This window comes from Pseudomonas sp. ZL2 (genome assembly GCF_054788455.1).
The window spans coordinates 12620-34692 of sequence record NZ_JBGOGX010000021.1 but is presented as its reverse complement, the minus strand read 5'-3'; the positions used below and the strand labels follow the sequence as shown (position 1 = coordinate 34692).

General features: G+C 63.6%; 23 protein-coding genes. 14 read left to right on the top strand and 9 right to left on the bottom strand.

Annotation, left to right across the window (positions count from 1 at the left end):
* The 10 genes from ABM562_RS15875 to ABM562_RS15830 all read left to right on the top strand — a co-directional run bounded on the left by ABM562_RS15875 (position 1) and on the right by ABM562_RS15830 (position 9134).
* Positions 1-804: an aspartate dehydrogenase gene (locus ABM562_RS15875; RefSeq protein ID WP_134063779.1), complete on the top strand. Its 804-nt coding sequence runs from the start codon at positions 1-3 to the stop codon at positions 802-804.
* A gap of 10 nt (positions 805-814) precedes the next feature.
* Complete coding sequence (locus ABM562_RS15870) at positions 815-2305, top strand: aldehyde dehydrogenase (RefSeq protein WP_460422574.1); 1491 nt, start codon at positions 815-817, stop codon at positions 2303-2305.
* Positions 2302-3267, top strand: a complete 966-nt coding sequence (locus tag ABM562_RS15865) for a VOC family protein (protein ID WP_115088236.1) — start codon at positions 2302-2304, stop codon at positions 3265-3267. The genes ABM562_RS15870 and ABM562_RS15865 overlap by 4 nt, the downstream gene beginning before the upstream one ends.
* A 13-nt stretch (positions 3268-3280) precedes the next feature.
* Positions 3281-4423, top strand: a complete 1143-nt coding sequence (locus tag ABM562_RS15860; RefSeq protein WP_258578880.1) for an FAD-dependent monooxygenase — start codon at positions 3281-3283, stop codon at positions 4421-4423.
* Positions 4424-4432: 9 nt separating this feature from the next.
* Positions 4433-4750 carry a hypothetical protein gene (locus ABM562_RS15855; protein ID WP_134063783.1) on the top strand — a complete coding sequence of 106 codons (318 nt, stop codon included), beginning with the start codon at positions 4433-4435 and terminating at the stop codon, positions 4748-4750.
* A 1-nt stretch (position 4751) separates the two neighbouring features.
* Positions 4752-4979 carry a recombinase-like helix-turn-helix domain-containing protein gene (locus tag ABM562_RS15850; protein WP_115088239.1) on the top strand — a complete coding sequence of 76 codons (228 nt, stop codon included), beginning with the start codon at positions 4752-4754 and terminating at the stop codon, positions 4977-4979.
* Positions 4980-4999: 20 nt separating this feature from the next.
* A complete protein-coding gene (locus tag ABM562_RS15845) occupies positions 5000-6031 on the top strand; it encodes an aromatic ring-hydroxylating oxygenase subunit alpha (protein WP_115088240.1) in 1032 nt (343 codons plus the stop codon).
* The gene (locus ABM562_RS15840) at positions 6031-6468 is read left to right on the top strand and encodes a Rid family hydrolase (protein ID WP_460422571.1); all 438 of its coding nucleotides are present in this window, start codon (positions 6031-6033) and stop codon (positions 6466-6468) included. Before ABM562_RS15845 ends, ABM562_RS15840 begins: the two co-directional genes overlap by 1 nt.
* Before the next feature lie 3 nt (positions 6469-6471).
* Positions 6472-7431, top strand: a complete 960-nt coding sequence (locus ABM562_RS15835; protein ID WP_115088242.1) for a PDR/VanB family oxidoreductase — start codon at positions 6472-6474, stop codon at positions 7429-7431.
* A 473-nt stretch (positions 7432-7904) separates the two neighbouring features.
* Positions 7905-9134 (top strand): hypothetical protein, encoded by a 1230-nt coding sequence (locus ABM562_RS15830; RefSeq protein ID WP_258578879.1) that lies wholly within the window; start codon positions 7905-7907, stop codon positions 9132-9134.
* 39 nt (positions 9135-9173) lie between these two features.
* Here ABM562_RS15830 and ABM562_RS15825 read toward each other — a convergent pair whose 3' ends face one another.
* The 3 genes from ABM562_RS15825 to cysK all read right to left on the bottom strand — a co-directional run bounded on the left by ABM562_RS15825 (position 9174) and on the right by cysK (position 12538).
* On the bottom strand, positions 9174-10064 hold the full coding sequence (locus ABM562_RS15825; RefSeq protein ID WP_460422569.1) for a DMT family transporter: 891 nt from the start codon (positions 10062-10064) through the stop codon (positions 9174-9176).
* A gap of 402 nt (positions 10065-10466) precedes the next feature.
* Positions 10467-11402 (bottom strand): aspartyl/asparaginyl beta-hydroxylase domain-containing protein, encoded by a 936-nt coding sequence (locus tag ABM562_RS15820; RefSeq protein ID WP_115088245.1) that lies wholly within the window; start codon positions 11400-11402, stop codon positions 10467-10469.
* 161 nt (positions 11403-11563) lie between these two features.
* Complete coding sequence (gene cysK, locus ABM562_RS15815; protein ID WP_134063789.1) at positions 11564-12538, bottom strand: cysteine synthase A; 975 nt, start codon at positions 12536-12538, stop codon at positions 11564-11566.
* Between the two features lie 130 nt (positions 12539-12668).
* Between cysK and ABM562_RS15810 the strand changes: the two genes are divergently transcribed.
* The 3 genes from ABM562_RS15810 to ABM562_RS15800 all read left to right on the top strand — a co-directional run bounded on the left by ABM562_RS15810 (position 12669) and on the right by ABM562_RS15800 (position 15921).
* Positions 12669-13742 carry an AsmA family protein gene (locus tag ABM562_RS15810; RefSeq protein WP_460422567.1) on the top strand — a complete coding sequence of 358 codons (1074 nt, stop codon included), beginning with the start codon at positions 12669-12671 and terminating at the stop codon, positions 13740-13742.
* A 138-nt stretch (positions 13743-13880) separates the two neighbouring features.
* Positions 13881-14726: an AAA family ATPase gene (locus ABM562_RS15805; protein WP_115088248.1), complete on the top strand. Its 846-nt coding sequence runs from the start codon at positions 13881-13883 to the stop codon at positions 14724-14726.
* 16 nt (positions 14727-14742) lie between these two features.
* The gene (locus ABM562_RS15800) at positions 14743-15921 is read left to right on the top strand and encodes a vWA domain-containing protein (protein ID WP_010223112.1); all 1179 of its coding nucleotides are present in this window, start codon (positions 14743-14745) and stop codon (positions 15919-15921) included.
* Between the two features lie 96 nt (positions 15922-16017).
* Here the strand turns inward: ABM562_RS15800 and ABM562_RS15795 are convergent, their stop codons facing one another.
* The 4 genes from ABM562_RS15795 to ABM562_RS15780 are packed head-to-tail and all read right to left on the bottom strand — an operon-like array spanning position 16018 to position 19706.
* Positions 16018-16938, bottom strand: a complete 921-nt coding sequence (locus ABM562_RS15795) for a 5-oxoprolinase subunit C family protein (RefSeq protein ID WP_115088249.1) — start codon at positions 16936-16938, stop codon at positions 16018-16020.
* On the bottom strand, positions 16935-17639 hold the full coding sequence (pxpB, locus tag ABM562_RS15790) for a 5-oxoprolinase subunit PxpB (RefSeq protein ID WP_460422564.1): 705 nt from the start codon (positions 17637-17639) through the stop codon (positions 16935-16937). Before pxpB ends, ABM562_RS15795 begins: the two co-directional genes overlap by 4 nt.
* A complete protein-coding gene (locus tag ABM562_RS15785) occupies positions 17636-18388 on the bottom strand; it encodes a 5-oxoprolinase subunit PxpA (RefSeq protein WP_095161870.1) in 753 nt (250 codons plus the stop codon). The genes pxpB and ABM562_RS15785 overlap by 4 nt, the downstream gene beginning before the upstream one ends.
* A gap of 25 nt (positions 18389-18413) precedes the next feature.
* Positions 18414-19706 carry an MFS transporter gene (locus ABM562_RS15780; RefSeq protein ID WP_460422562.1) on the bottom strand — a complete coding sequence of 431 codons (1293 nt, stop codon included), beginning with the start codon at positions 19704-19706 and terminating at the stop codon, positions 18414-18416.
* A gap of 142 nt (positions 19707-19848) precedes the next feature.
* Here ABM562_RS15780 and ABM562_RS15775 point away from each other — a divergent pair, with 142 nt between their 5' ends.
* On the top strand, positions 19849-20760 hold the full coding sequence (locus tag ABM562_RS15775; protein WP_095161866.1) for a LysR family transcriptional regulator: 912 nt from the start codon (positions 19849-19851) through the stop codon (positions 20758-20760).
* Here the strand turns inward: ABM562_RS15775 and ABM562_RS15770 are convergent.
* Both ABM562_RS15770 and ABM562_RS15765 read right to left on the bottom strand, forming a co-directional pair.
* On the bottom strand, positions 20757-21278 hold the full coding sequence (locus ABM562_RS15770; RefSeq protein WP_095161864.1) for a DUF2937 family protein: 522 nt from the start codon (positions 21276-21278) through the stop codon (positions 20757-20759). The genes ABM562_RS15775 and ABM562_RS15770 overlap by 4 nt on opposite strands.
* A gap of 10 nt (positions 21279-21288) precedes the next feature.
* On the bottom strand, positions 21289-22065 hold the full coding sequence (locus ABM562_RS15765; RefSeq protein ID WP_095161862.1) for a class II glutamine amidotransferase: 777 nt from the start codon (positions 22063-22065) through the stop codon (positions 21289-21291).
* Positions 22066-22073 lie beyond the last annotated feature (8 nt).

Genomic DNA, 22073 nt, shown 5'->3' with positions numbered 1-22073 from the left:
ATGCTCAATATCACCATGATCGGCTGCGGCGCCATTGGCGTCGCAGTGCTGGAACTGCTGGAGAACGACCCGCAGCTGCGCGTCGAGCATGTGATCGCCTCGGCCGGCTCCGAAACCCTGGTAGAGCAGCGCCTGGCCAGCTTCAAGCGCCCGCCGCAGGTGCTCACCGCCCTGCCCGCCGACGCCCGCCCGGACCTGCTGGTGGAGTGCGCCGGGCACAAGGCAATCGAGGAACACGTACTGCCGGCGCTGGAGCGCGGCATCGCCTGCCTGATCGTCTCGGTCGGGGCCCTGTCGGAGCTGGGCCTGGTCGAACGCCTGGAGGCTGCCGCCGCCCGTGGCAACACCCGCATCGAGTTGCTGCCCGGCGCCATCGGCGGCATCGATGCGCTGTCGGCGGCCAAGGTCGGTGGCCTGGATTCGGTCGACTACACCGGCCGCAAACCGGCCAGGGCCTGGAAGAACACCCCGGCCGAGCAGGTCTGCGACCTGGACGCCATCGACCAGGCCACGGTGATCTTCGAAGGCAGCGCCCGCGAGGCAGCACGCCTGTACCCGAAGAACGCCAATGTCGCCGCCACCCTGTCGCTGGCCGGGTTGGGCCTGGACCGCACGCGGGTGACGCTGATTGCCGACCCGCTCAGCGAAGAGAACGTGCACCACTTCGAAGCCCGTGGCGCCTTCGGCGGTTTCGAGATGAGCCTGCGCGGCAAGCCGCTGCAGGCCAACCCGAAGACCTCGGCGCTGACCGTCTACAGCGTGGTCCGTGCCCTGGGCAACCACGCCCATGCCATTTCCATCTAGGGGAACGACGATGACTCTGGAACAGACTTTACCTATCTGCGTCGCCGGCACCTGGCGCCTGGGCGGTGGCGAGCGCTACGCCACGCGCTACCCGGCCACGGGCGAGCCGGTGGCCTGGCTCAACGCCGCCAGCCTCGAGGATGTCGAAGACGCCGTGCAAGGTGCCCATCAGGCGTTTCTCAACAGCGGCTGGGCCCAGCGCAAGCCCCACGAACGCGCCACAGTGCTGTACCGCATCGCCGAGCTGATCCGCCAGCGCAGCGAAGAGCTGGCGCAATTGCAGCGTCAGGACAACGGCAAACCGATCAATGAAACCCGGGCGCTGGTGGCCAGCGCCGCCGGTACCTTCCAGTTCTTCGCCGCCGCCTGCGAAACCCTGGAAGAAATCATCACCCCGTCGCGCGGCGACTTTGTCAGCATGAGCGTCTACGAGCCGATGGGCGTGGTGGCGGCCATCACCCCGTGGAACTCGCCGATCGCCAGCGAAGCGCAAAAGGTCGCCCCGGCCCTGGCCGCCGGCAACGCCGTAGTGATCAAGCCGGCGGAAATCACCCCGCTGCTGGCCCTGCAACTGGCACAGATCTGCGAAGAAGCAGGCTTGCCCAAGGGCCTCGTCAGCGTGTTGCCGGGCAAGGGCTCACTGCTCGGTGATGCGCTGACGCAGCACCCGCTGATCAAGCGTGTGTCGTTCACCGGCGGGACCAAAACCGGCAAGCACATCGCCCATATCGCCGCCGACAAGATGATGCCGGTGTCGCTGGAGCTAGGCGGCAAGTCGCCGACCATCGTCCTCGATGACGCCGACCTCGATCACGCCGTGGCCGGAGTGTTGTACGGCATCTTCAGCTCCTCGGGCGAGGCCTGCATTGCCGGTTCGCGGCTGTTCGTCGCCCGCGCCCTGTATGCGCCGTTCATGCAGCGTCTGGTGGCCGGGGCAGCGCGTTTGCGCCTGGGTGACCCGGCTGACGAATCGACGCAGATGGGCCCGCTGATCAGCGCCGCGCACCGCGACTCGGTGGAGCGTTACGTGGCCCTGGGCCTGGCCGAAGGCGGTCGCCTGCTGCTGGGCGGCCAACGGCCAACTGGTGGCCTCTTCGATCAGGGGTACTTCTACCCGCCGACCATCCTCGAAGGCCTGAGCAACAACCAGCAGACCTGCCAGGAAGAGATCTTCGGCCCGGTGCTGGTGGCCATGCCGTTTGACAGCGAAGCCGAGCTGATCGAGCAGGCCAACGACAGCCTCTACGCCCTCGCCGCCGGCATCTGGAGCCGCGACTACAAGCGCGCCTGGGCCCTGGGTCGCAAGATCCAGGCCGGCACGGTGTGGATCAACACCTACAAGCAGTTCTCCATTTCCACGCCGTTCGGCGGCTGGCGTGACAGCGGCCTGGGCCGCGAAAAGGGCCGCCTGGGGATCCTGCAGTACATGGAACAGAAAAGCCTCTACTGGGGCATGAACGAACAACCACTGGCCTGGGCCGGTGTGGAGGCAAGGCCATGAGCGTATTGGGCATCGATGAAGTCACCTACGGCGTCGAAGACCTCGCCACCTGCGTGCGCTTCTTCAGCGACTGGGGCCTGGACAAGGTCAGCGAACAGGCCGACGAGGTGATCTTCGAAACCCTCAACGGCTGCCGGGTGGTCCTGGCCGACATCAACAAGGCCGGCCTGCCAGCGGCCATCGAGCCGGGCTCGACCGTGCGCGAAGTGGTCTGGGGCGTGGAGAGCGAAGCCGACCTGGCCCTGTACAGCCAGCGCATCGCCAACGACCCGGGCTTTGTCGAAGGTAACGGGCGCATCGGCTGCACCGACCCCAACGGCCTGGCGATCCGCCTGCAGGTGACCCGCAAGCGCGCGCTGGACATCGAGTGCAGCGGCCACAACACCTGGCAGACCAAGGGCCGGATCAACAAGCCGGCGCCGGTCTACGAGCGCGCCACGCCGATCGAAGTCGGCCACGTGGTGTTCTTCGTCAAGGATGTGAATGCCTGCGAAGCCTTCTACCACGAGCGCTTCGGCTTCCAGGCCTCGGACCGCTACCCCAATCGCGGCGCGTTCTTGCGCACCGCCGAGGAAGGTGGCCACCACGACCTGTTCATGCTCCAGCTGCCCGCGCCACGGGCCGGCCTTAACCACGTGGCCTTCACCGTGCGCGACCTGCACGAAGTGTTTGGCGGCGGCATGCACATCTCGCGCAGTGGCTGGGCCACCGAGATCGGCCCGGGTCGCCACCCGGTGTCGTCGGCGTTCTTCTGGTACTTCAAGAACCCGGCCGGCGCCCTGGTCGAGTACTACGCCGACGAAGACCAACTGACCGGCGAATGGCAGCCGCGCGAGTTCGAACCGGGCCCGACGGTGTTTGCCGAATGGGCGATTGCCGGCGGCATCGATGGCAATACCCGGCGCCAACAGCATGTCGAGGCGCCGCAAGGCAAGTTCCTTACCGACAAACCCAAACCCTGAGCAGGAGTTGTCCATGTCTTCGTTGAACATCGCCATCAACGGTGCCGGCATCGGCGGCCTTACCGCCGCCATCGCCCTGCGCCAGGCCGGTCACCAGGTCACGGTATTCGAACAGTCCAAAGCGTTTTTGCGGGTCGGTGCCGACATCAACCTCACGCCCAATGCCGTGCGCGCCCTCGACGGCCTCGGTGTAGGCCCGGCCGTGCGTATCCCGGCAGCGCGCCCCACCCATCGCATCAGCCGCCTGTGGAACACCGGCGAAGAAACCTCGCGCCTGGAGATGGCCGATGCCGCCGAAAGCCAGTATGGCGCCCCGCAACTGACCATCCACCGCGCCGACCTGCTGGCCGCCCTGGCCGATGTGTTCCCGCTGCAGAACGTGCAGTTCGCCAAGCGCGCCGAACAGGTGCTGCAGGATGCCAGCGGCGTCGAGTTGCGCTTCAAGGATGGCAGCCACCATCGTGCCGACCTGCTGATCGGCGCCGACGGCATTCACTCGGTGGTGCGCAACGCCCTGTTCGGTGAAGAGCAGCCACGCTTCACCGGCGTGGTCGCCTACCGCGCCGTGGTCCCGGCCAGCCGTGTAGCCCAGGTGCCGAACATCCAGGCCTTCACCAAATGGTGGGGCCCGAACCCGCAGAGCCAGATCGTCACCTTCCCGCTGAACCAGGGCCGCGACATCTTCATCTTCGCCACCACCGCCCAGGACAGCTGGCACCTGGAGTCCTGGACCACCGCCGGTGACGCCGCCGAGCTGCGCAGCCACTACCAGGACTTCCACGCCGACGCCCGGGCCCTGCTCGACGCCTGCGACGATGTCCTCAAGACTGCGCTGTACGAACGCGACCCGCTGCCGTACTGGTCCGAAGGCGCGATCACCCTGCTCGGTGATGCCTGCCACCCGATGATGCCGTTCATGGCCCAGGGCGCCGGCCAGGCCATCGAGGATGCGGTGGTGCTGGCCCGTCATCTGCAGAACGTAAACAGCCCTGCGCAGATCGCCAGCGCGCTGCAGGGTTATCAGCTGGCACGCCTGGAGCGTACCAGCCAGATCCAGATCGGTTCGCGCGGCAACCAGTGGCTCAAGGCCGGCGGCAACGCCGACTGGGTCTACGGCTATGACGCCTGGGCCGTGCCCACCGCCAGCGCCGCCTGAGGCCTGAACATGAGCGAAACGATGCAACTGACGGTGCTGCTCAGGCACGACCAGTCAAAGAACCTGGAAGAGATCCAGGCGCACATGAAAACGATGGGCTGGTGGGACAGCTTCCCGCCTGCGGGCGTCGAGCTGGTGTCCTGGACCGTGGCCATGGGCCTGGGCCAGATCGTCACCCTGCGCCTGCCGCCGAGCCTGCTCGGCAAGGTCAATGTGGAACTGGAGCGCGCCGCCTGGGGCGTGTTCCGCACCGAATGCTATCCGACGTACGACTTTGTCCCGGTCCGCGAAATGATCCGCGAACGGGTCCGCAATGGAGGTCAATGACATGAGCAACAACCAACCGTACCTGGAGCCCCATCAGGCGCGCAAACGGCCCAACACCCCGTTCGAGGAGCTGCTCGGCGACTCCATCGAGCGCGCCTACGGCAACGGCGTGACCCAACTGCCCGAATTGCTGGCGCACCTGAACCTGGCCGGGCCGCCCTGCCCGCTGACCAGTGGCGAGTGGACCGAAGATTCCTATAAAACCCTGATGGCGCGGCTGGGCGCATGACCCGCCGGAGGTAAAACAAGATGAATATGCAATTCACCGTCGATCCTGTTGAGAACCACCTGGCCAACGGCCTCAAAGACCTCTGGTTTCCTGTGTTGCCCTCGCAGTTGCTTGGCGAGAAGCCGGTGTCGGTGCGCCGCCTGGGCTACAAGATCGCCCTGTGGCGCGACAACGATGGCAGCGTGCATGCCCTCGAAGACCACTGCCCGCACCGTGGCGCGCCGCTGTCCCAGGGCCCGGTGCTGGGCGACCGCCTGCAGTGCCCGTACCACGGCGTCGAAGTGCGCTGCGACGGTACCGTGACCAAGGTCCCCGGCAGCCCGGGCTGCAAGCTCGAAGGCAGCCGCCCGACGCGCATGTTCCACACCCGTGAAGCGGCCGGGGCGATCTTCCTCTTCAACGCTACCGAGCCGCACCTGGACACCCCGCCGGAACTGGTGCTGCCCGAGCAGCTGACTTCGCCCGAGTGGAGCAGCTTCCTCTGCTACACCGAGTGGCAAGGCGATTACCGCTACGTGCTCGACAACGTCATGGACCCGATGCACGGCACCTACCTGCACAAGATGTCGCACTCGATGAGCGAAGGCGAAGCCACCGCCAAGTTCGTCACTCGCGATACCGAGCAGGGTTTCTTCTTCGAGAAGGAAGGCCAGCGTGGGGTCAACTTCGACTGGACCGAATTCCTCGACAACGGCTGCCACTGGCTGCGCCTGGAAATTCCTTACCCGAAGACCGGCGGCCCGGGCGGCAACTTCACCATCATCGGCAGCTACACCCCGAGCAGCCGCAGCCTGTCGGCGGTGTTCCACTGGCGCGCGCGGCCACTGACCGGCTGGCAGCGCGACACCTGGCGCTTCCTCTACAAGAACCGCCTGGAAGCCCGTCACTGGGCGGTGCTGGAACAGGACCGGGTGCTGCTGGAGTTCATGGAGTACGACGCCAACCAGCGCGAGAACCTCTACCAGCATGACCTGGGTGTGGTGCGCCTGCGCCGCTACCTGAAAGGCAAGGCCAAGGAACAACTGGCGCTGATCGAAGCGAAACAGCTGTGATGAACCTGGCCGTACAACGTATCCAGGCCCAGGGCTTGACCGAGCCGGCCAGTGCCAGTTGGTCCAACGCCCTGCTGCTCGGCAACGACCTGGTGATGTCCGGCATGACCGGTCATCCCGCCACCCGTCAGGCCGTCGAGCGCGACACGCCACTGGGTGCTTACCAGCAGACCCTGGTGGTGCTGGACAAGGCCCGGGCACTGGTGGAAGCGGCAGGCGGGCACATCGGCAATATCTATCGGCTGACGGTGTACCTCACCGACATTGCCGACAAGGACGAAGTGGGTCGCGCCCGCCGCGACTTCTTCACAGGTTTTGCCTGCTACCCCACCTCCACTCTGGTTGCAGTGAGCGCCCTGGTGTTCCCTGAACTGCTGGTGGAAATCGAAGCCAGCGCCCGGCTCGACATTGACTTGCGCACTGCGCCATTGAGGTGACCGATGTCCAACTCCTCTACCATCACCGCGCTGGTGCACACCCTGCGCCACGAAGCCGAAGGCATCATCAGCGTCGAACTGCGCCCGTGGGGCGATACCGTGTTCGCGCCGTTCGAAGCCGGCTCGCACATCGACCTGCACCTGCCCAACGGCCTGGTGCGCAGCTATTCATTGCTCAACTCGCCGAGCGACCAGGGCCGTTATGTGGTCGGCATCCTGCGTGATCGCAACAGCCGCGGCGGCTCGGCGTTCGTCCATGAGCAACTGCGCGTTGGCACGCAACTGAACATCTCGCCGCCACGCAACAACTTCGCCCTCGACCCGCACGCCAGCCACAATGTGCTGGTGGCCGGGGGTATCGGCATCACGCCGATCTACTGCATGTTTCGCCAGTTGCTGGCCCTGGGTAAATCCGCCGAGCTGGTCTACTGCGCCCGCTCACGCAAGGAAGCGGCGCTACTGGAAGAGCTCAGCGGGGTCGATGCCAAGGTGCTCTACCACTTCAACGACGAGAAGAACGCGGTGCCGGACCTGGCTCACTACCTGGCCGGGCAGCCCAGTGATACGCACTTCTACTGCTGCGGCCCGACGCCGATGCTCGATGCCTTCGAGAGCACCTGCGAAAGCCTGGGCTACCCCCATGCCCACATCGAACGCTTCACCGCCGCCGAGCTGCCGCCTTCGGAAGATGCCCAGGACAGCTACAGCGTCGAGCTGAAAAAGTCCGGCAAGACGCTGAACATCGAGCCCGGATTGAACCTGCTCGATGTGCTGCTCGAAGCCGGTTGCGATATCGAATACAGCTGCCGCGAGGGTGTATGCGGCTCGTGCGAGACCCGGGTGCTGGAGGGTGATATCGACCACCGCGATGGTGTACTGACCAAGGCCGAACGGGCGGCGAATACATCGATGATGGTCTGTGTGTCGGGCTGCAAGAGCCGGCGCATGGTGCTTGATCTGTAACCCTTTCAACACGCGTAATTGGCCGGCACCGGGAGTGCCGGTTTTTTTTGCTCCGCTGTCGGGCCTCATCGCTGGCAAGCCAGCTCCCACAGGTCCGGCGGCCCCAAAACAGTCAATTACTTATTCATTGATAAAACAACCCACGCACTGTCAACGCGCGCTGTGCAGTTAAACCGCACTGCCATTGCCCACTGCTGTTACTTAAATCCCGGCCTGTTCCACCCACGGCACAACTTCATGTGTTTCAGATATAAATAATTGTTTTACATGATATTTATCTGACAACAAACCGTTTATCCGCACTGGCACAGTTCCTGCTCTTTCCCTTCGAGTTCAAATATAAAAACAACGTACCACCTATAAAACAATAAAAAACCCACCGATGCGCCACCGCTGACTCTCGCTTAACGCCTTGCTCAAGGCGGCGGACAGCTGTTGCCCACAGACACTGCTCAACCTTGCGGGGCATTGATATGAACAAGTACGTGATAAGCCTGGGCCTGATCATCAGCAGCGCCGCCAGTTTCGCTTCCGAGCCCGGCCCTGCGGCGCCGGACCAGCCGCCAGCAGTGAAAAAACCATTCCCGCACATTGCCTGGCGCAGTGACGACGGCCAGAGTTCGCTGGATATCGGCGGCGCGCTGCGGGTCAACTACCGCGATGAACACTGGGACACCACCGAGAACAACGGGCGTTTCCTCTTTGATACGTTCCGCCTGGATGTCCAGGCCACCCACAAACAACTGTTCAGCGATGTCGGCTACTGGTTCCAGGATGATGGCAAGCGCTCGATCGACCGCGGCTACGTCGGTTATCGCTTCAATGCCAATTCCAACGTGCAACTGGGCGCGCCGTTCAAACCCTTTGGCCTTGAGCCGTACCCGCAGTTTGGCTGGAGTTACCACATCCCGTTTTTCATGGGTTATGGCGTCAGCGCCGGCACGGGCCTGAAATACAGCTACAAGGACAAGGACTGGGACCTGCAACTGGGCTACTTCCCGCGCATGCTGCCCAGCGGCATTCGCTACTCGCCGGAAGTCGGCCGTTATAGCGATCTCGACGACAACGCCGTGGCCTTCACCCAGTCGCGCCAGGACAACGAGAAGCGCAACCAGGTCAATGCCCGGGTCGCCCGGACTTTTACCGGTGACGGCTGGAAAACTGAAATCGGTGCCTCGCTGGCGGCGGCCGAACTGTACAACGCCACTACCCGTGACGATGGCGACTACTGGGCAGGCGGCGTGCATGCGATCGTCAACGCCGGCAACTGGACCGTGACCAGCCAGGCCATACGTTACGAATACGATCCAGAGAACCCCGACGGCGTCAGCAATGACTCGGTGCTGATGGGCGGCAACGGCCTGACCCCGGCCTACCTGATCGCCTCCAAGGCCACCATCGGCTCGATCAACGTCGGCTACGACATCTTCACCCCGAGCCTGGGCCAGTTGAAGAAGATCAAGGTGTACAACGACTACAGCCGCATGATGAAAGACAAAAGCGGCTGGGATGATTCGCAGATGTTTACCGTGGGCGCGCAGTTTCTGGCCATGCCGATCATGGCCTGGGTCGACTTCACCTGGGCGAAGAACGCCAACCCCTTCGGTGGCGCCGAGAACGGCACGGGCTGGACCAACACCAACTCGGTCGGCAGCAACGACTGGTACTACCGCACCAACATCAACATCGGCTACTACTTCTGAGGGCAGGCCGCCCGGCGTTGTGCCGGGCGGCCTGCAGTGCTAGTCAGCTTGCAGTTGCGCCCGTGCGGCAGCCGGCATGCGGAACACGAACAGCAGGCCAATGACGATCAGCCCCATGCCCAGCAAGCTGAGTGCCGCCAGACGGTTGCCGAAGATCAGGTAGTCCATCACCGCAGTGACGGCCGGCACCAAGTAGAACAGACTGGTGACATTGACCAGATTGCCCTTGGCGATCAGCCGGTACAGCAGCAAGGTCGCCAGCAGCGACACCACCAGTCCCATCCACAACAAGGCGCCGATGAAGCTGTCGGTCAGCTCCACCTGCAGCGGCTGAAACGGTGCGAACACTGCACACATCAACAGCCCGGCAAGGTACTGCAGCGGCAAGGTGCCCATAGGGTTGCTGGTGATGCGTTTTTGCATGATCGAACCAAAGGTCATGCTCATCAGCGCCAGCAAGGCAAACAGCATGCCGCCCAGCGACACACCGCCGAGGTTGATGCCCTGGTAGACCACCATGATCAAGCCGCTCAAGCCCAGGCCCAGGCCGAACAGCCGGCTCCAGGAGCGCTGACGCTCCATCAGCACCACGGTGAGGATCGGTTGCACGCCCATGACCGTGGCCATGACCCCGGGAGTGACGTGGGTGTTGAGCGCCAGCAGGTAGAAGATCTGATAGGCACCCAGCAACACGCAACCCGTGGCCAGGGCTTGCAACACCGCCGGGCGGGTGCGCGGCCAGTGCAATCTGAGCAACGGGCTGAGCAACAGCAGGCCCGCCAGGGCCAGGGCCGAACGCAGCAGCAGGAAGGCAAAGGGGCTGGCGTGGGCCAAGCCAAGCTTGGAGACGATCGCCCCGCTACTCCAGAGCAGGACGAACAGGCTGGTAGTGGCCGCCGAGGCCACGGATTGTTTCGATAAAACAGACATGAATGCCACCTGTAATTCGGGCAGATAAGCCGAACGGTGCCACCCGCGAGGGGCAGCCAACCGTATTCAGTAGGGTGCAGGTGTGTGGGGACGCAGCGATTGGCCGCTTAGCCCAGCACTACCACGCTTGGCGGTGCAACGCTGCACACGACCACGCTACTGACAGGTGGGGGGTAGTGACTGATCATGGCCGGCTGCTGAATCCCGCGCACAACGACAACCGCGTCAGGCGCGGAAGCGAATACGGTGGATAGGCAGGAAGCTGGCATGAGCAGGTCTTCGGTGAGGTGAAGTGGGGTGACTATAGACCAGCCTGTTTCAGGCTGGCAAGTCGGTGGTGAATGCAGATCCACTGTGGGAGCCGGCCTTGCCGGCGATGGGCCGCAAAGCGGCCCGAAACAATCAGAACAACCAGCGATACAGGAGGTAGGCAACCACCACCGCCAGCACCGGTCGCAACACCCGGTAGGCCTTGGGATTGGCTCGCTTGAACTGCTTCACGCGGCTGCTGATGACATTGCTGAAACGCTTGCTCCAGGCATAGGCCTGGTTAATCCCGCCAACGCGTTCTTCGTCGGTGTTCTGCGGCGCGGTGGCGCGGCCGAGAAAGGCACTGACCTTGCGGTTGATGCGGGTCATCAGCGGGCTGTTAAGCGGCCGCTCGACGTCGCAGAAGAGGATCACCCGGGTGGTCTCGGTTTCGTTCTTCACCCAGTGCACGTAGGTTTCGTCGAACATCACGTCTTCACCGTCGCGCCAGGCATACACCTGGCCATCGACGTAGATCCGGCAGTCGTCGGAGTTCGGTGTCGACAGGCCCAGGTGATAGCGCAGGGAACCGGCGAACGGGTCACGGTGCGGGTTCAGGTGACTGCCGCCAGGCAGCAAGGCGAACATCGCGCCCTTGACGTTGGGGATGCTGTTGACCAGCTCGACGGTCTTCGGGCACAGCGCCTCGGCCGAGGGCAGCGGCTTGTCATACCACTTCAGGTAAAAACGCTTCCAGCCCTTCTTGAAGAACGAACCGAAACCGGCGTCGTTGTCTTTTTCGGCGGCGCGGATATAACCCTCGTCGAACAGGTGCATGGCCTCTTCGCGAATCACTTCCCAGTTGTCCTTGAGCACGTCGAGTTCAGGGAAGCGGCTGCGGTCCAGGTACGGCTTGGACGGCACACCGGAAAACAGGTACATCAGGGCGTTGTAGGGGGCGAACAGCGCCGAATGGTTGACGAACTGGCGCAACATTGGCAAACGCGCCTTGCCGCGCAGGTGTACATACAGCGTGCTGCCGAAAAACAGCAGCAGTACACCTGCCTTGGCGACAAAGGAAAAGGTCATGCAACACTCCTTGGAATTTCGATCAGGCCATCACTGCCGGATTAATCGAACATATTAACCGATCCGGCCCCGGTGAAAACCTGCGGGGCCGGGATTCAGTGTCAAGGATTGTGCAACAATCGACGCTGGCGGTTATTGCCCGGGATCAGCACCGCCGCGACTTACTGCTGGGTTTCCTGCTCGGTGAACAGGTCGGCGAACAGCATGCTCGACAGGTAACGCTCGCCGGAATCCGGCAGGATCACGACGATGGTCTTGCCTTGCATCTCCGGTTTTTCCGCCAGGCGCACCGCCGCGGCCATGGCCGCCCCGGAGGAAATGCCGCAGAGGATGCCCTCCTCCTGCATCAGGCGCAGGGCCATGGCCTTGGACTCTTCGTCGCTGACCAGCTCGACCTGGTCCACCAGGGACAGGTCGAGGTTCTTCGGCACGAAACCGGCGCCAATGCCCTGGATCTTGTGCGGGCTGGGCTTGATCTCTTCACCGGCGCGGGCCTGGGTGATCACTGGCGATACGATCGGCTCGACCGCTACCGACAGGATCGCCTTGCCCTGGGTCTGCTTGATGTAGCGCGACACGCCGGTAATGGTGCCGCCGGTACCGACGCCGGACACCAGTACATCGACCGCGCCATCGGTGTCGTTCCAGATTTCAGGGCCCGTGGTCTTCTCGTGGATCGCCGGGTTGGCCGGGTTTTCGAACTGGCCAGGGAGGAAGTACGCCGACGGCTCGCTGGCGACGATCTCGTTGGCCTTTTCGATAGCGCCTTTCATGCCCTTGGCCGGCTCGGTGAGCACCAGTTCCGCGCCCAGGGCCTTGAGCACCTTGCGCCGCTCGATGCTCATCGATGCCGGCATGGTCAGCAGCAGCCTGTAGCCACGGGCAGCGGCGACAAAGGCCAGGCCGATGCCGGTATTGCCCGAGGTGGGCTCGACGATGGTCATGCCCGGCTTGAGTTTGCCGCTGCTTTCGGCGTCCCAGATCATGTTCGCGCCGATCCGGCACTTGACCGAATACCCGGGATTGCGCCCTTCGATCTTGGCCAGCACGGTCACCCCGCGCGGGGCGATGCGGTTGATCTGCACCAGCGGTGTATTGCCGATGGAATGCGCGTTGTCAGCAAAGATACGGCTCATGGCGGGGTCCTTTTATGCACCAGGCGGAAAACTTCAAGGGTAAGCCTGCAACGCCAGTGCGTCCACAACCGGCGAACCCCTGCAACTGACAGGGGTCAACCGATCACCACCTTGCCGGAAACCGCCGCCGATGAAACGCCGCTACCGCTGGCCCTTGTGGGGGCTTTTAGGCATCGCCCTGTTGCTGCTGGCCCTGCACCTGACCTTGCCGGTGCTGGTGCGCAACTACCTCAACGATAAACTCGCCGACATGGGCGACTACCGCGGGCAGATCACCGACGTCGACCTGGCGCTGTGGCGCGGCGCCTACAAGATCAACGGCCTGAACATCGTCAAGGCCAGCGGCAAGGTCCCGGTGCCGTTCCTGGAGGCACCGTTGATCGACCTGTCGGTCAGCTGGCATGCGCTGTGGCACGACCAGGCAGTGGTGGCTGAAGTGATCTTCCTCAAGCCACAACTGAATTTCGTCGACGGCACCAGCAAGCAGACCTCGCAAACCGGTCAAGGCACCGACTGGCGCCAGCAGCTGGAAAAACTGCTGCCGATCACCCTCAACGAAGTGCGCATCGACGACGGTATCCTGAGCTTTCGCAACTTCAACTCCAAACCGCCGGTCAACCTCAAGGCCACCCAGCTCGACGCCAGCATTCGCAACCTGACCAACGTCGAGGACCGCAAGGGCCGGCGCGATGCCACCTTTGACGGCAAGGCCCGCCTGCTGGGCGATGCCAGCGTCGAAAGCAGCGCCACCTTCGACCCCTTCAGCGATTTCCAAGACTTCAAATTCCGCCTGCGCGCCACCGGTATTGAACTGCGCCGGCTCAACGACTTTGCCAGTGCCTACGGCAAGTTTGATTTCAATGCCGGCCATGGCGACCTGGTGATCGAGGCCGAAGCCGAGAAAGGCCGGCTCAAAGGCTACATCAAGCCGCTGCTGCGCGACGTCGATGTGTTCAACTGGCAACAGGACGTAGAGAGCAAGGACAAGGGCTTTTTCCGCTCGATTTGGGAAGCCCTGGTCGGCGGCGGTGAAACCGTGCTGAAGAACCAGCGCAAGAACCAGTTCGCTACCCGCGTGGAACTCAGCGGCAGCGTGCATAAAAGCGATATCAGCGCCTTCGAGGCGTTCTTGCAGATATTACGCAACGGCTTCGTCCAGGCCTTCAACTCCCGCTATGAACAGCCACCGCCCAAGGCTGACTGAGTCACCGAGTGACGGTCCATTCAGAGACTGAATGGGCCGTCTGCGTTCCCAGTCGCCCGGAGCCCGCGTTATAGTCGTGCATGACAATTTTTCCGCCAGGGGCCATGTACCCCCGGCGCTACGTTAGAGGATCGGTTCATGAAGTTCGAAGGCACCAGCGCTTATGTCGCTACAGACGACCTGAAACTGGCGGTCAACGCGGCGATCACCCTGGAGCGGCCGCTGCTGGTCAAGGGCGAGCCGGGCACCGGCAAGACCATGCTTGCCGAGCAACTGGCCGAATCCTTTGGCGCCAAGCTGATCACCTGGCACATCAAGTCGACCACCAAGGCCCACCAGGGCCTCTACGAGTACGACGCGGTCAGCCGCCTGCGTGACTCGCAACTGGGCGTCGACAAGGTTCATGACGTGCGCAACTACCTGAAGAAAGGCAAGCTCTGGGAGGCTTTCGAGTCCGAAGAGCGGGTCATTCTGCTGATCGACGAGATCGACAAGGCCGACATCGAGTTCCCCAACGACCTGTTGCAGGAACTGGACAAGATGGAGTTCTACGTTTACGAGACCGACGAGACGATCAAGGCCAAGCAGCGCCCGATCATCATCATTACCTCGAACAACGAAAAAGAGCTGCCGGACGCCTTCCTGCGCCGCTGCTTCTTCCATTACATCGCCTTCCCCGACCGCACCACCCTGCAGCAGATCGTCGATGTGCACTACCCGAACATCAAGCAGGACCTGGTCAGCGAAGCGCTGGACGTATTCTTCGACGTGCGCAAGGTGCCGGGCCTGAAGAAAAAGCCGTCCACCTCCGAGCTGGTCGACTGGCTCAAGCTGCTGATGGCCGACAACATCGGCGAAGCGGTGCTGCGCGAACGCGACCCGACCAAGGCCATCCCGCCGCTGGCCGGGGCCCTGGTCAAGAACGAACAGGACGTGCAGTTGCTCGAGCGCCTGGCCTTCATGAGCCGTCGCGGTAACCGCTGAGCCGGGAGCAATAGCCATGCTGCTCAATCTGTTCAATGAAATGCGCGCGGCCAAGGTGCCGGTTTCGGTGCGCGAACTGCTCGACTTGCTCAATGCCCTCAAGCAGCGCGTGACCTTTGCCGACATGGACGAGTTCTACTACTTGTCGCGGGCCATCCTGGTCAAGGACGAGCGCCATTTCGACAAGTTCGACCGGGCGTTTTCGGCCTACTTCAAGGGCCTGGAGAACCTCGACCGGCACCTGGAAGCGCTGATTCCCGAAGATTGGCTGCGCAAGGAGTTCGAGCGCTCGCTGACTGACGAGGAGCGCGCGCAGATCCAGTCCCTGGGTGGGCTGGACAAGCTGATCGAAGAGTTCAAGAAGCGCCTTGAAGAGCAAAAGGAACGCCATGCCGGCGGCAACAAGTGGATCGGCACCGGCGGCACCAGCCCGTTCGGCTCGGGCGGCTTCAACCCCGAGGGCATCCGCGTCGGCGATGCCGGCAAGCGCCAGGGCAAGGCGGTCAAGGTCTGGGACCAGCGCGAGTACAAGAACCTCGACGACCAGGTCGAACTGGGCACGCGCAACATCAAGCTGGCCTTGCGCCGGCTGCGCAAGTTCGCCCGCCAGGGTGCGGCCGAAGAGCTGGATATCGACGGCACCATCGACCACACCGCCCGCGATGCCGGCCTGCTCAACATCCAGATGCGCCCGGAGCGGCGCAACAGCGTCAAGTTGCTGCTGCTGTTCGACATCGGCGGCTCGATGGACGCCCACGTGAAGATCTGCGAAGAGCTGTTCTCGGCCTGCAAGACCGAGTTCAAGCACCTGGAGTATTACTACTTCCACAACTTCGTCTACGAGTCGGTGTGGAAGAACAACCTGCGCCGCACCTCGGAGCGCACCTCGACCCTGGACCTGCTGCACAAGTACGGCGCCGACTACAAGGTGGTGTTCGTCGGCGACGCGGCCATGGCGCCCTATGAAATCACCCAGCCGGGCGGCAGCGTCGAGCACTGGAACGAAGAAGCCGGTTACGTGTGGATGCAGCGCTTCATGGAGAAGTACAAGAAGCTCATCTGGATCAACCCCTACCCGAAGGACACCTGGGGCTATACGGCCTCGACCAACATCGTTCGCGAGCTGGTCGAGGACCGGATGTTTCCGCTGACCTTGCGCGGGCTGGAGGAAGGGATGCGGTTTTTGTCCAAGTAGACACGGGGCCGCTACGCGCCCCATCGCCGGCAAGGCCGGCTCCCACAGAGGATTGCATTCACCTGTGGGAGCTGGCTTGCCAGCGATGAGGCCCTCTCAGCCAACAAACCTTTCAAGAAACGCCCGCTGCTCAAGCCACGCAATCTCCTGCACCACCGGCCGAAACCGCACCACACTCCCCGGCAGCATCTGCGCCATCCTCGCCAGGGCCAGCGGCGTCAACGCGCCCAGGCGTGGATAACCACCAATGGTCTGACGGTCATTGAGCAGCACGATCGGCTGGCCGTCCGGCGGCACCTGCACCGCGCCTAAAGGGATACCTTCAGAGATCATCGCCGGGCCCTGATACTGCAACACCGGCCCCAACAGGCGAATGCCCATGCGATCGGCCCGGCTGTCGAGGGTCCAGTCACGGTTGAACGCTTCGAACAGGCTCATACCGCTGAAGTCGCCGATCTGCGCCCCCAACAGCAGATCAAGCGGCAACCTGTCGGTAAAGTCCGGCCAGAACGCCTCCGGCACTTCTTTAGGCGCCGGTGCCGCACCGCCATATTCCAGCTGTTGGCCCTTGGCCAGCGGCGAACCCAGGCCATCCAGCCCGCCCAGTTCCTCGCGCACCACGCTGGCACAACTACCCAGCACCTGCGGCGCCTTGAAGCCACCCGGCGCGGCGATGTAGGCACGGGCACCGTGCAACGGCGCATTCAAGCGCAGGCGCTGGCCCTTGTTCATGCTGAAGCTGCGCCAGGGCTTGAGCGGCTGGCCGTCGAGCCGTGCGTCCAGGTCGGCACCGGCCAGGGCCAGGCAGCAGTCCTGCTCGGCAATCAGGCTGAAGCCACCGAGGGTGACCTCGACCACGGCGGCCCCAGGCCCATTGCCCAGCAGCCAGTTGGCCCAGCGCATCGACACCCAGTCCAGCGCCCCGCCCTGGGTCACGCCCAGGTGGCGCACGCCAAAGCGCCCGGCATCCTGCAACAGGCACAGCGGCGTGCTGGCCTCGATCGACAAGCGGCTCATGCCTGTGCCTCCAGCAGGGTATCGTCGCCGCCCAGGTTGATGAAGGTCGCGCGCTCGACAGCGACGAAACGTACCCGATCGCCTGGCTGCAGCAGGCTGTAGCCCTCGCGCTGACGGTCAAAGAGTTTGCTCGGGGTGCGCCCGATCAGGTTCCAGCCACCAGGGGAAACCGCTGGATAGGCGGCGGTCTGCCGCTCGGCAATCCCGACACTGCCGGCCGCCACGCGTTTGCGCGGGGTGGCCAGGCGCGGCGCGGCCAGTGCTTCTTCGACCAGGCCCATGAAGGCGAAGCCGGGGGCAAAGCCAAGGGCGAACACCTGATATTCACGCTCGCTGTGGCGGCGAATGATGTCTGCCACCGTTGTGTTGCAACGCTCGGCCAGCAGCTTCAGCTCCGGGCCGACGCTCAGGTCGTACCACACCGGGATCTCATGCTCACGGCCACCGCTGCCAGCGTCCGCTTGCAGGTCGTTGAGCGCTTCACGGATGCACGCCTGTGCCACGGCTGGTGATACCTGGAGCAGGTCGAAATGCACCATCAGCGTGGTATAGGACGGCACCAGATCAACCAGGCGCTCGGCAAAAGCGCTGCGCAGGCGCTGGCTGGCGGCGAGCATCCACGGCATGTTGCTTTCGTCGATGCGGTCGAACAGGCGCACCATCAGGCAGTCGATGGCCACCACCTCAATACGGTAGTTCATGGCACCGCCTGGGCATCAAGGGCCTGACGGATCTGCCGTACAGCGGCGATCGAGCTGTCGTTGTCGCCATGCACGCACAGGGTATGAGCCTGCAACTGCAACGGGCTGCCATCGCTGGCAATCAGCGGCTCGCCCCGGGCCAGGCGCAGGGCCTGCTCGACGATCACCGCCGGATCGTGGTGCACCGCCCCCGGCAAGCGCCGCGACAGCAGGTGGCCGCTGGCGTCATAGGCGCGGTCGGCAAAGGCCTCGAACCACAGGGTCACACCGTACTCATCACCCAGGGCCTGGGCCGCGCTGTTGTCGGCGGTGGCCATCAGCATCAGCGGCAACTGCCGGTCATAGGCGGCCACCGCTTCCAGCACGGCACGCAGCTTGAGCGGGTCGGCCATCATGTCGTTGTACAGCGCGCCGTGGGGTTTGACGTAGGCAACCTGCGTCCCCTGGGTACGGCAAATGCCGTCCAGGGCGCCGATCTGGTAATGCAGCAGGTCGCGGATTTCCTCGGCGCTGCAGGCCATGGAGCGGCGGCCGAAGCCAGCCAGGTCCTGGTAGGCGGGGTGGGCGCCGATGCGCACCTGGCTGGCCACGGCCAGGGCCACGGTCTTGCGCATGATGCCGGGGTCGCCGGCGTGGAAGCCGCAGGCGATGTTGGCGCAATCAACATAGGGCATGACCTGGGCGTCCAGGCCCATGGTCCAGCTGCCAAAACTTTCACCCATATCGCAATTCAATAGCAGGCGGCTCACGACTGACACTCCTTCAGGCTCGGCCTCATTGGGCTTCTAGTTCTTTGCCGCGGGTTTCCGGCAGGCTCAGTGCTGCCAGAATTACCACTCCGTAGGACACCGCGGCAAATCCGCCAATGCCCAGGCCCAGGCCCAGGGGGATCTTCTGGCTGAGCAGGCCGATCAACAGCGGGAAGAACGCTGCCAGGGCACGGCCGATGTTGTAGCAAAAGCCCTGGCCCGAGCCGCGGATGCGGGTGGGGAACAGTTCGGTGAGAAACGCGCCCATGCCGCTGAAGATCCCCGAGGCGAAGAAGCCCAGTGGGAAGCCCAGCCACAACATCACGCCGTCGCTGACCGGCAGCTGGGTGTAAAGCAGGACAATGATGAACGAGCCGACGGCAAACAGGATGAAGTTCTTTTTGCGCCCCAGCAGGTCGGTCAGGTAGGCGCTGATCACATAGCCGATGTAGGAGCCGAAGATCACCATCGCCAGGTAGCCACCGGTGCCGAGCACACTCAGGCCGCGCTCGTTCTTGAGGAAGGTCGGCAGCCACGAGGTGATGGCGTAGTAACCGCCCAGGGCGCCGGTGGTCAGCAACGAGGCGCGAAGGGTGGTGAAGAGCATGCCCGGGGCGAAGATTTCATAGAAGTGCGAAGGCGCTTCGGTCTTTTGCGCAGCCTTGGCCTGCTGGTAGATCTCCGGGTCCTTGACCAGGCGCCGGACGAAAATCACGAACACCGCTGGCACGATGCCCAGCAGGAACAGCGCACGCCAGGCGTCTTCGGGCGGCAACAGCGAGAACAGCACCGCATACAGGATCGCCGTCAGGCCCCAGCCAATGGCCCAGCCGGACTGCACCATGCCCACCGCCTTGCCGCGGTCCTGGGCGCGGATCACTTCACCGATCAGCACCGCGCCAGCCGTCCACTCGCCGCCAAAGCCAAAGCCCATCAGGGTGCGGGCAATCAGCAGCTGTTCGTAGTTCTGGGCAAAGCCGCAGAGGAAGGTGAAAAACGCGAACCACAGCACTGTCAGTTGCAGGGTGCGCACGCGGCCGATACGGTCAGAGAGGATACCGGCAATCCAGCCACCGAGGGCCGAGGCGATCAGGGTGCTGGTGTGGATCAGTCCGGCCTCGGCGGTGGTGATGCCCCACAGGGCAATCAGGGTGGGGATGACGAAGCTGAGCATCTGCGTGTCCATGCCATCCAGGCCGTAGCCGATCTTGCAGCTCCAGAAGGTCCGGCGTTCCTGCTTGTTGATGTTGCGGTACCAGTCGAATGGCCCCGCCACTGACCTGGCTTTGACCTGTTGCTGCACGCCCGATGGGTTCATGGTTGCCTCAGCTTGTTGGTATTGTTTTAACGACGACAACATGTGTCGCGGCCTGAGGATCATTTTTCGACGGGTGCGGGTTGTCGTCCAACGAGAAAAACCAGCTGTCTGGCATAAGAAAAACTTGATCAGTGAGCGCGCCATGAACCTCAAATTCCTCGAAACCTTCGTCTGGGTCGCCCGGCTCAAGAGCTTTCGCCTGACCGCCGAAAAACTCTTCACCACCCAGGCCTCGATCTCCAGCCGCATTGCCGCGCTGGAGGCCGACCTCGGGGTCAGGTTGCTGCTGCGCGACTCACGGGGCGTGAGCCTGACCCCGGAAGGCAGCAAGGTGCTGGAATACGCCGAACAGATGCTCGATACCGCCAAGGCCCTCAAGCAATCGCTGGACAGCGACCGGGCCAAGGTCGGGCGGATTCGCATCGGCGTGATGGACACGGTGATCCACACCTGGATGAGCCCGCTGGTCTCGGAGCTGATGGAGCGCTACCCGCAGGTGGAGATCGAACTGGTCGCCGATACTGCACTGAACTTGCGCGAACAGCTGCAAAAAGGCTTTCTCGATGTGATTCTGCAAACCGACCTGTTGCGCCAGGAAACGATCCGCAGCCTGGACCTGGCGCGCTACCCCATGGGCTGGATCGTCGCCAGCCAGTCGATTTACAACCGCGACTACGCGTCGCTGGCGGACCTGGCCCGCGAGCGCATCATCACCTTCTCGAAGAACTCGCGGCCCCACCAGGAAGTGCTCAGCCTGTTGCAGGCCGAAGGCGTCGGCGCACCACGGCTGAACTGCGTGAACTCGGTGGCGGCGATTACCCGCTTGTTGCGTGATGGTTTTGGTATCGGCGCCCTGCCGCCAGCGCTGGTCAGCGAAGAGCTGGCCCGTGGCGAACTGATTCTGTTGCCGCTGGCCCGGCAACCACCGAGCCTGGAGCTGGTGGTGGCCTGGCAGACCGGCGTCGAGCTGGTCGATGAAGTGGTGCAACTGTGCCGCAACGTGCTGGAGCGCTACGCTCGCGATGCCGGGCCGCAGCGCATCGTGCTGGTTTAGCGCCAGCTCTCCTGCACGGCCTTGCGTCGCCCGCCGAGTGCCACCCAGCCGAGCAACAGCAGCAGGCTTTCGACCACCAGCGCCAGCACCAGCGCGCAGCTCAGGCCCCAGGCCAGGGCTTCGGGGTTGAGAAGGATCTGGTAGCGATAGCCGTTGAGGGTTTCTTCGCGCAGTTGCGGGTTGGCGGCCGCCAGCACATGCCAGGTTTTCGCCAGCCACGGGCCCTGCAGGATCTGCCACTCCTGCTCGAACTGGCGGTTGCGGATCAGCAGGCTTTCAATGCTGTTGGCATCGCTGGTGAACACCGGATCGTCGCTGCTGCGGTAATGGCGCACCAGCGCCTGCAGGTCGCCGTTGAAGAAGCGCTTGGCGGTGTCTTCAAAGCCCTTGAGGCCCTCACGGGACTCGAGCAGGTGCGCCTCGACCCGCTGGCCGTAATCGACGATATAGCCCGGAACCTGCAGCCCGACCAGCAAACCGCAGGTAAACAACAGCAAGCGCAGGTAACTTCTGAACATGGACTGATCCTTAGCTGGCCTGACCTTCGGCGATGCATTCGCCACGGCGCCACAGGGCCCACTGGCCAGGCTCGTAGCGGTGCCAGGTTTCGTTCTCGGTGAGGGCCTCGGTGGCGATCACCGTGACCACATCGTTAGGGGTGGTTTCGGCCTGGAAGTCGACGATCACGTCGACGTCCTTCAGCCGTGCCGGGCCGAACGGCGCACGTCGGGTGATGTGCACCAGCTTGGTCGAGCAGAAGCAGAACAGCCAGTCGCCATCGCTGAACAGGCAGTTGAACACGCCCTTGCCACGGTATTCGGCACAGGCCTCGACCAGCACCGGCAGCAACTGCTCGACCTCAACCGGCTCGGGGAAGGCTTCGCGCACGCGGTTGAGCAGGTCGCAGAACGCCGCTTCGCTGTCGGTGTCGCCAATCGGCCGGTAAAAGGTCGCCTGCCCCTTGAACTCACCGAGCTGGCCATTGTGCGCAAAGCACCAGTTGCGGCCCCACAGCTCGCGCACGAACGGATGGGTGTTGGACAGGCAGACCTTGCCGACATTGGCCTGGCGAATGTGGCCGATCACGACTTCGCTCTTGATCGGGTAGCGCTGCACCAGGTTGGCGACTTCCGACTCGCAACTGGCAGCCGGGTCCTGGAACAGGCGCAGGCCACGGCCCTCGTAGAAGGCGATGCCCCAGCCGTCACGGTGCGGGCCGGTGCGCCCGCCGCGCTGCATCAGCCCGGTGAAGCTGAAAACGATGTCGGTCGGCACATTGGCGCTCATGCCCAGTAGTTCACACATGCTTGGCT

Excerpts from the sequence above, each read along its gene's own strand:
- ABM562_RS15875 (WP_134063779.1), top strand. The coding sequence starts at position 1 with ATGCTCAATATCACCATGATCGGCTGCGGCGCCATTGGCGTCGCAGTG.
- ABM562_RS15870 (WP_460422574.1), top strand. The coding sequence starts at position 815 with ATGACTCTGGAACAGACTTTACCTATCTGCGTCGCCGGCACCTGGCGC.
- ABM562_RS15865 (WP_115088236.1), top strand. The coding sequence starts at position 2,302 with ATGAGCGTATTGGGCATCGATGAAGTCACCTACGGCGTCGAAGACCTC.
- ABM562_RS15860 (WP_258578880.1), top strand. The coding sequence starts at position 3,281 with ATGTCTTCGTTGAACATCGCCATCAACGGTGCCGGCATCGGCGGCCTT.
- ABM562_RS15855 (WP_134063783.1), top strand. The coding sequence starts at position 4,433 with ATGAGCGAAACGATGCAACTGACGGTGCTGCTCAGGCACGACCAGTCA.
- ABM562_RS15850 (WP_115088239.1), top strand. The coding sequence starts at position 4,752 with ATGAGCAACAACCAACCGTACCTGGAGCCCCATCAGGCGCGCAAACGG.
- ABM562_RS15845 (WP_115088240.1), top strand. The coding sequence starts at position 5,000 with ATGAATATGCAATTCACCGTCGATCCTGTTGAGAACCACCTGGCCAAC.
- ABM562_RS15840 (WP_460422571.1), top strand. The coding sequence starts at position 6,031 with ATGAACCTGGCCGTACAACGTATCCAGGCCCAGGGCTTGACCGAGCCG.
- ABM562_RS15835 (WP_115088242.1), top strand. The coding sequence starts at position 6,472 with ATGTCCAACTCCTCTACCATCACCGCGCTGGTGCACACCCTGCGCCAC.
- ABM562_RS15830 (WP_258578879.1), top strand. The coding sequence starts at position 7,905 with ATGAACAAGTACGTGATAAGCCTGGGCCTGATCATCAGCAGCGCCGCC.
- ABM562_RS15825 (WP_460422569.1), bottom strand. The coding sequence starts at position 10,064 with ATGTCTGTTTTATCGAAACAATCCGTGGCCTCGGCGGCCACTACCAGC.
- ABM562_RS15820 (WP_115088245.1), bottom strand. The coding sequence starts at position 11,402 with ATGACCTTTTCCTTTGTCGCCAAGGCAGGTGTACTGCTGCTGTTTTTC.
- cysK (WP_134063789.1), bottom strand. The coding sequence starts at position 12,538 with ATGAGCCGTATCTTTGCTGACAACGCGCATTCCATCGGCAATACACCG.
- ABM562_RS15810 (WP_460422567.1), top strand. The coding sequence starts at position 12,669 with ATGAAACGCCGCTACCGCTGGCCCTTGTGGGGGCTTTTAGGCATCGCC.
- ABM562_RS15805 (WP_115088248.1), top strand. The coding sequence starts at position 13,881 with ATGAAGTTCGAAGGCACCAGCGCTTATGTCGCTACAGACGACCTGAAA.
- ABM562_RS15800 (WP_010223112.1), top strand. The coding sequence starts at position 14,743 with ATGCTGCTCAATCTGTTCAATGAAATGCGCGCGGCCAAGGTGCCGGTT.
- ABM562_RS15795 (WP_115088249.1), bottom strand. The coding sequence starts at position 16,938 with ATGAGCCGCTTGTCGATCGAGGCCAGCACGCCGCTGTGCCTGTTGCAG.
- pxpB (WP_460422564.1), bottom strand. The coding sequence starts at position 17,639 with ATGAACTACCGTATTGAGGTGGTGGCCATCGACTGCCTGATGGTGCGC.
- ABM562_RS15780 (WP_460422562.1), bottom strand. The coding sequence starts at position 19,706 with ATGAACCCATCGGGCGTGCAGCAACAGGTCAAAGCCAGGTCAGTGGCG.
- ABM562_RS15775 (WP_095161866.1), top strand. The coding sequence starts at position 19,849 with ATGAACCTCAAATTCCTCGAAACCTTCGTCTGGGTCGCCCGGCTCAAG.
- ABM562_RS15770 (WP_095161864.1), bottom strand. The coding sequence starts at position 21,278 with ATGTTCAGAAGTTACCTGCGCTTGCTGTTGTTTACCTGCGGTTTGCTG.
- ABM562_RS15765 (WP_095161862.1), bottom strand. The coding sequence starts at position 22,065 with ATGTGTGAACTACTGGGCATGAGCGCCAATGTGCCGACCGACATCGTT.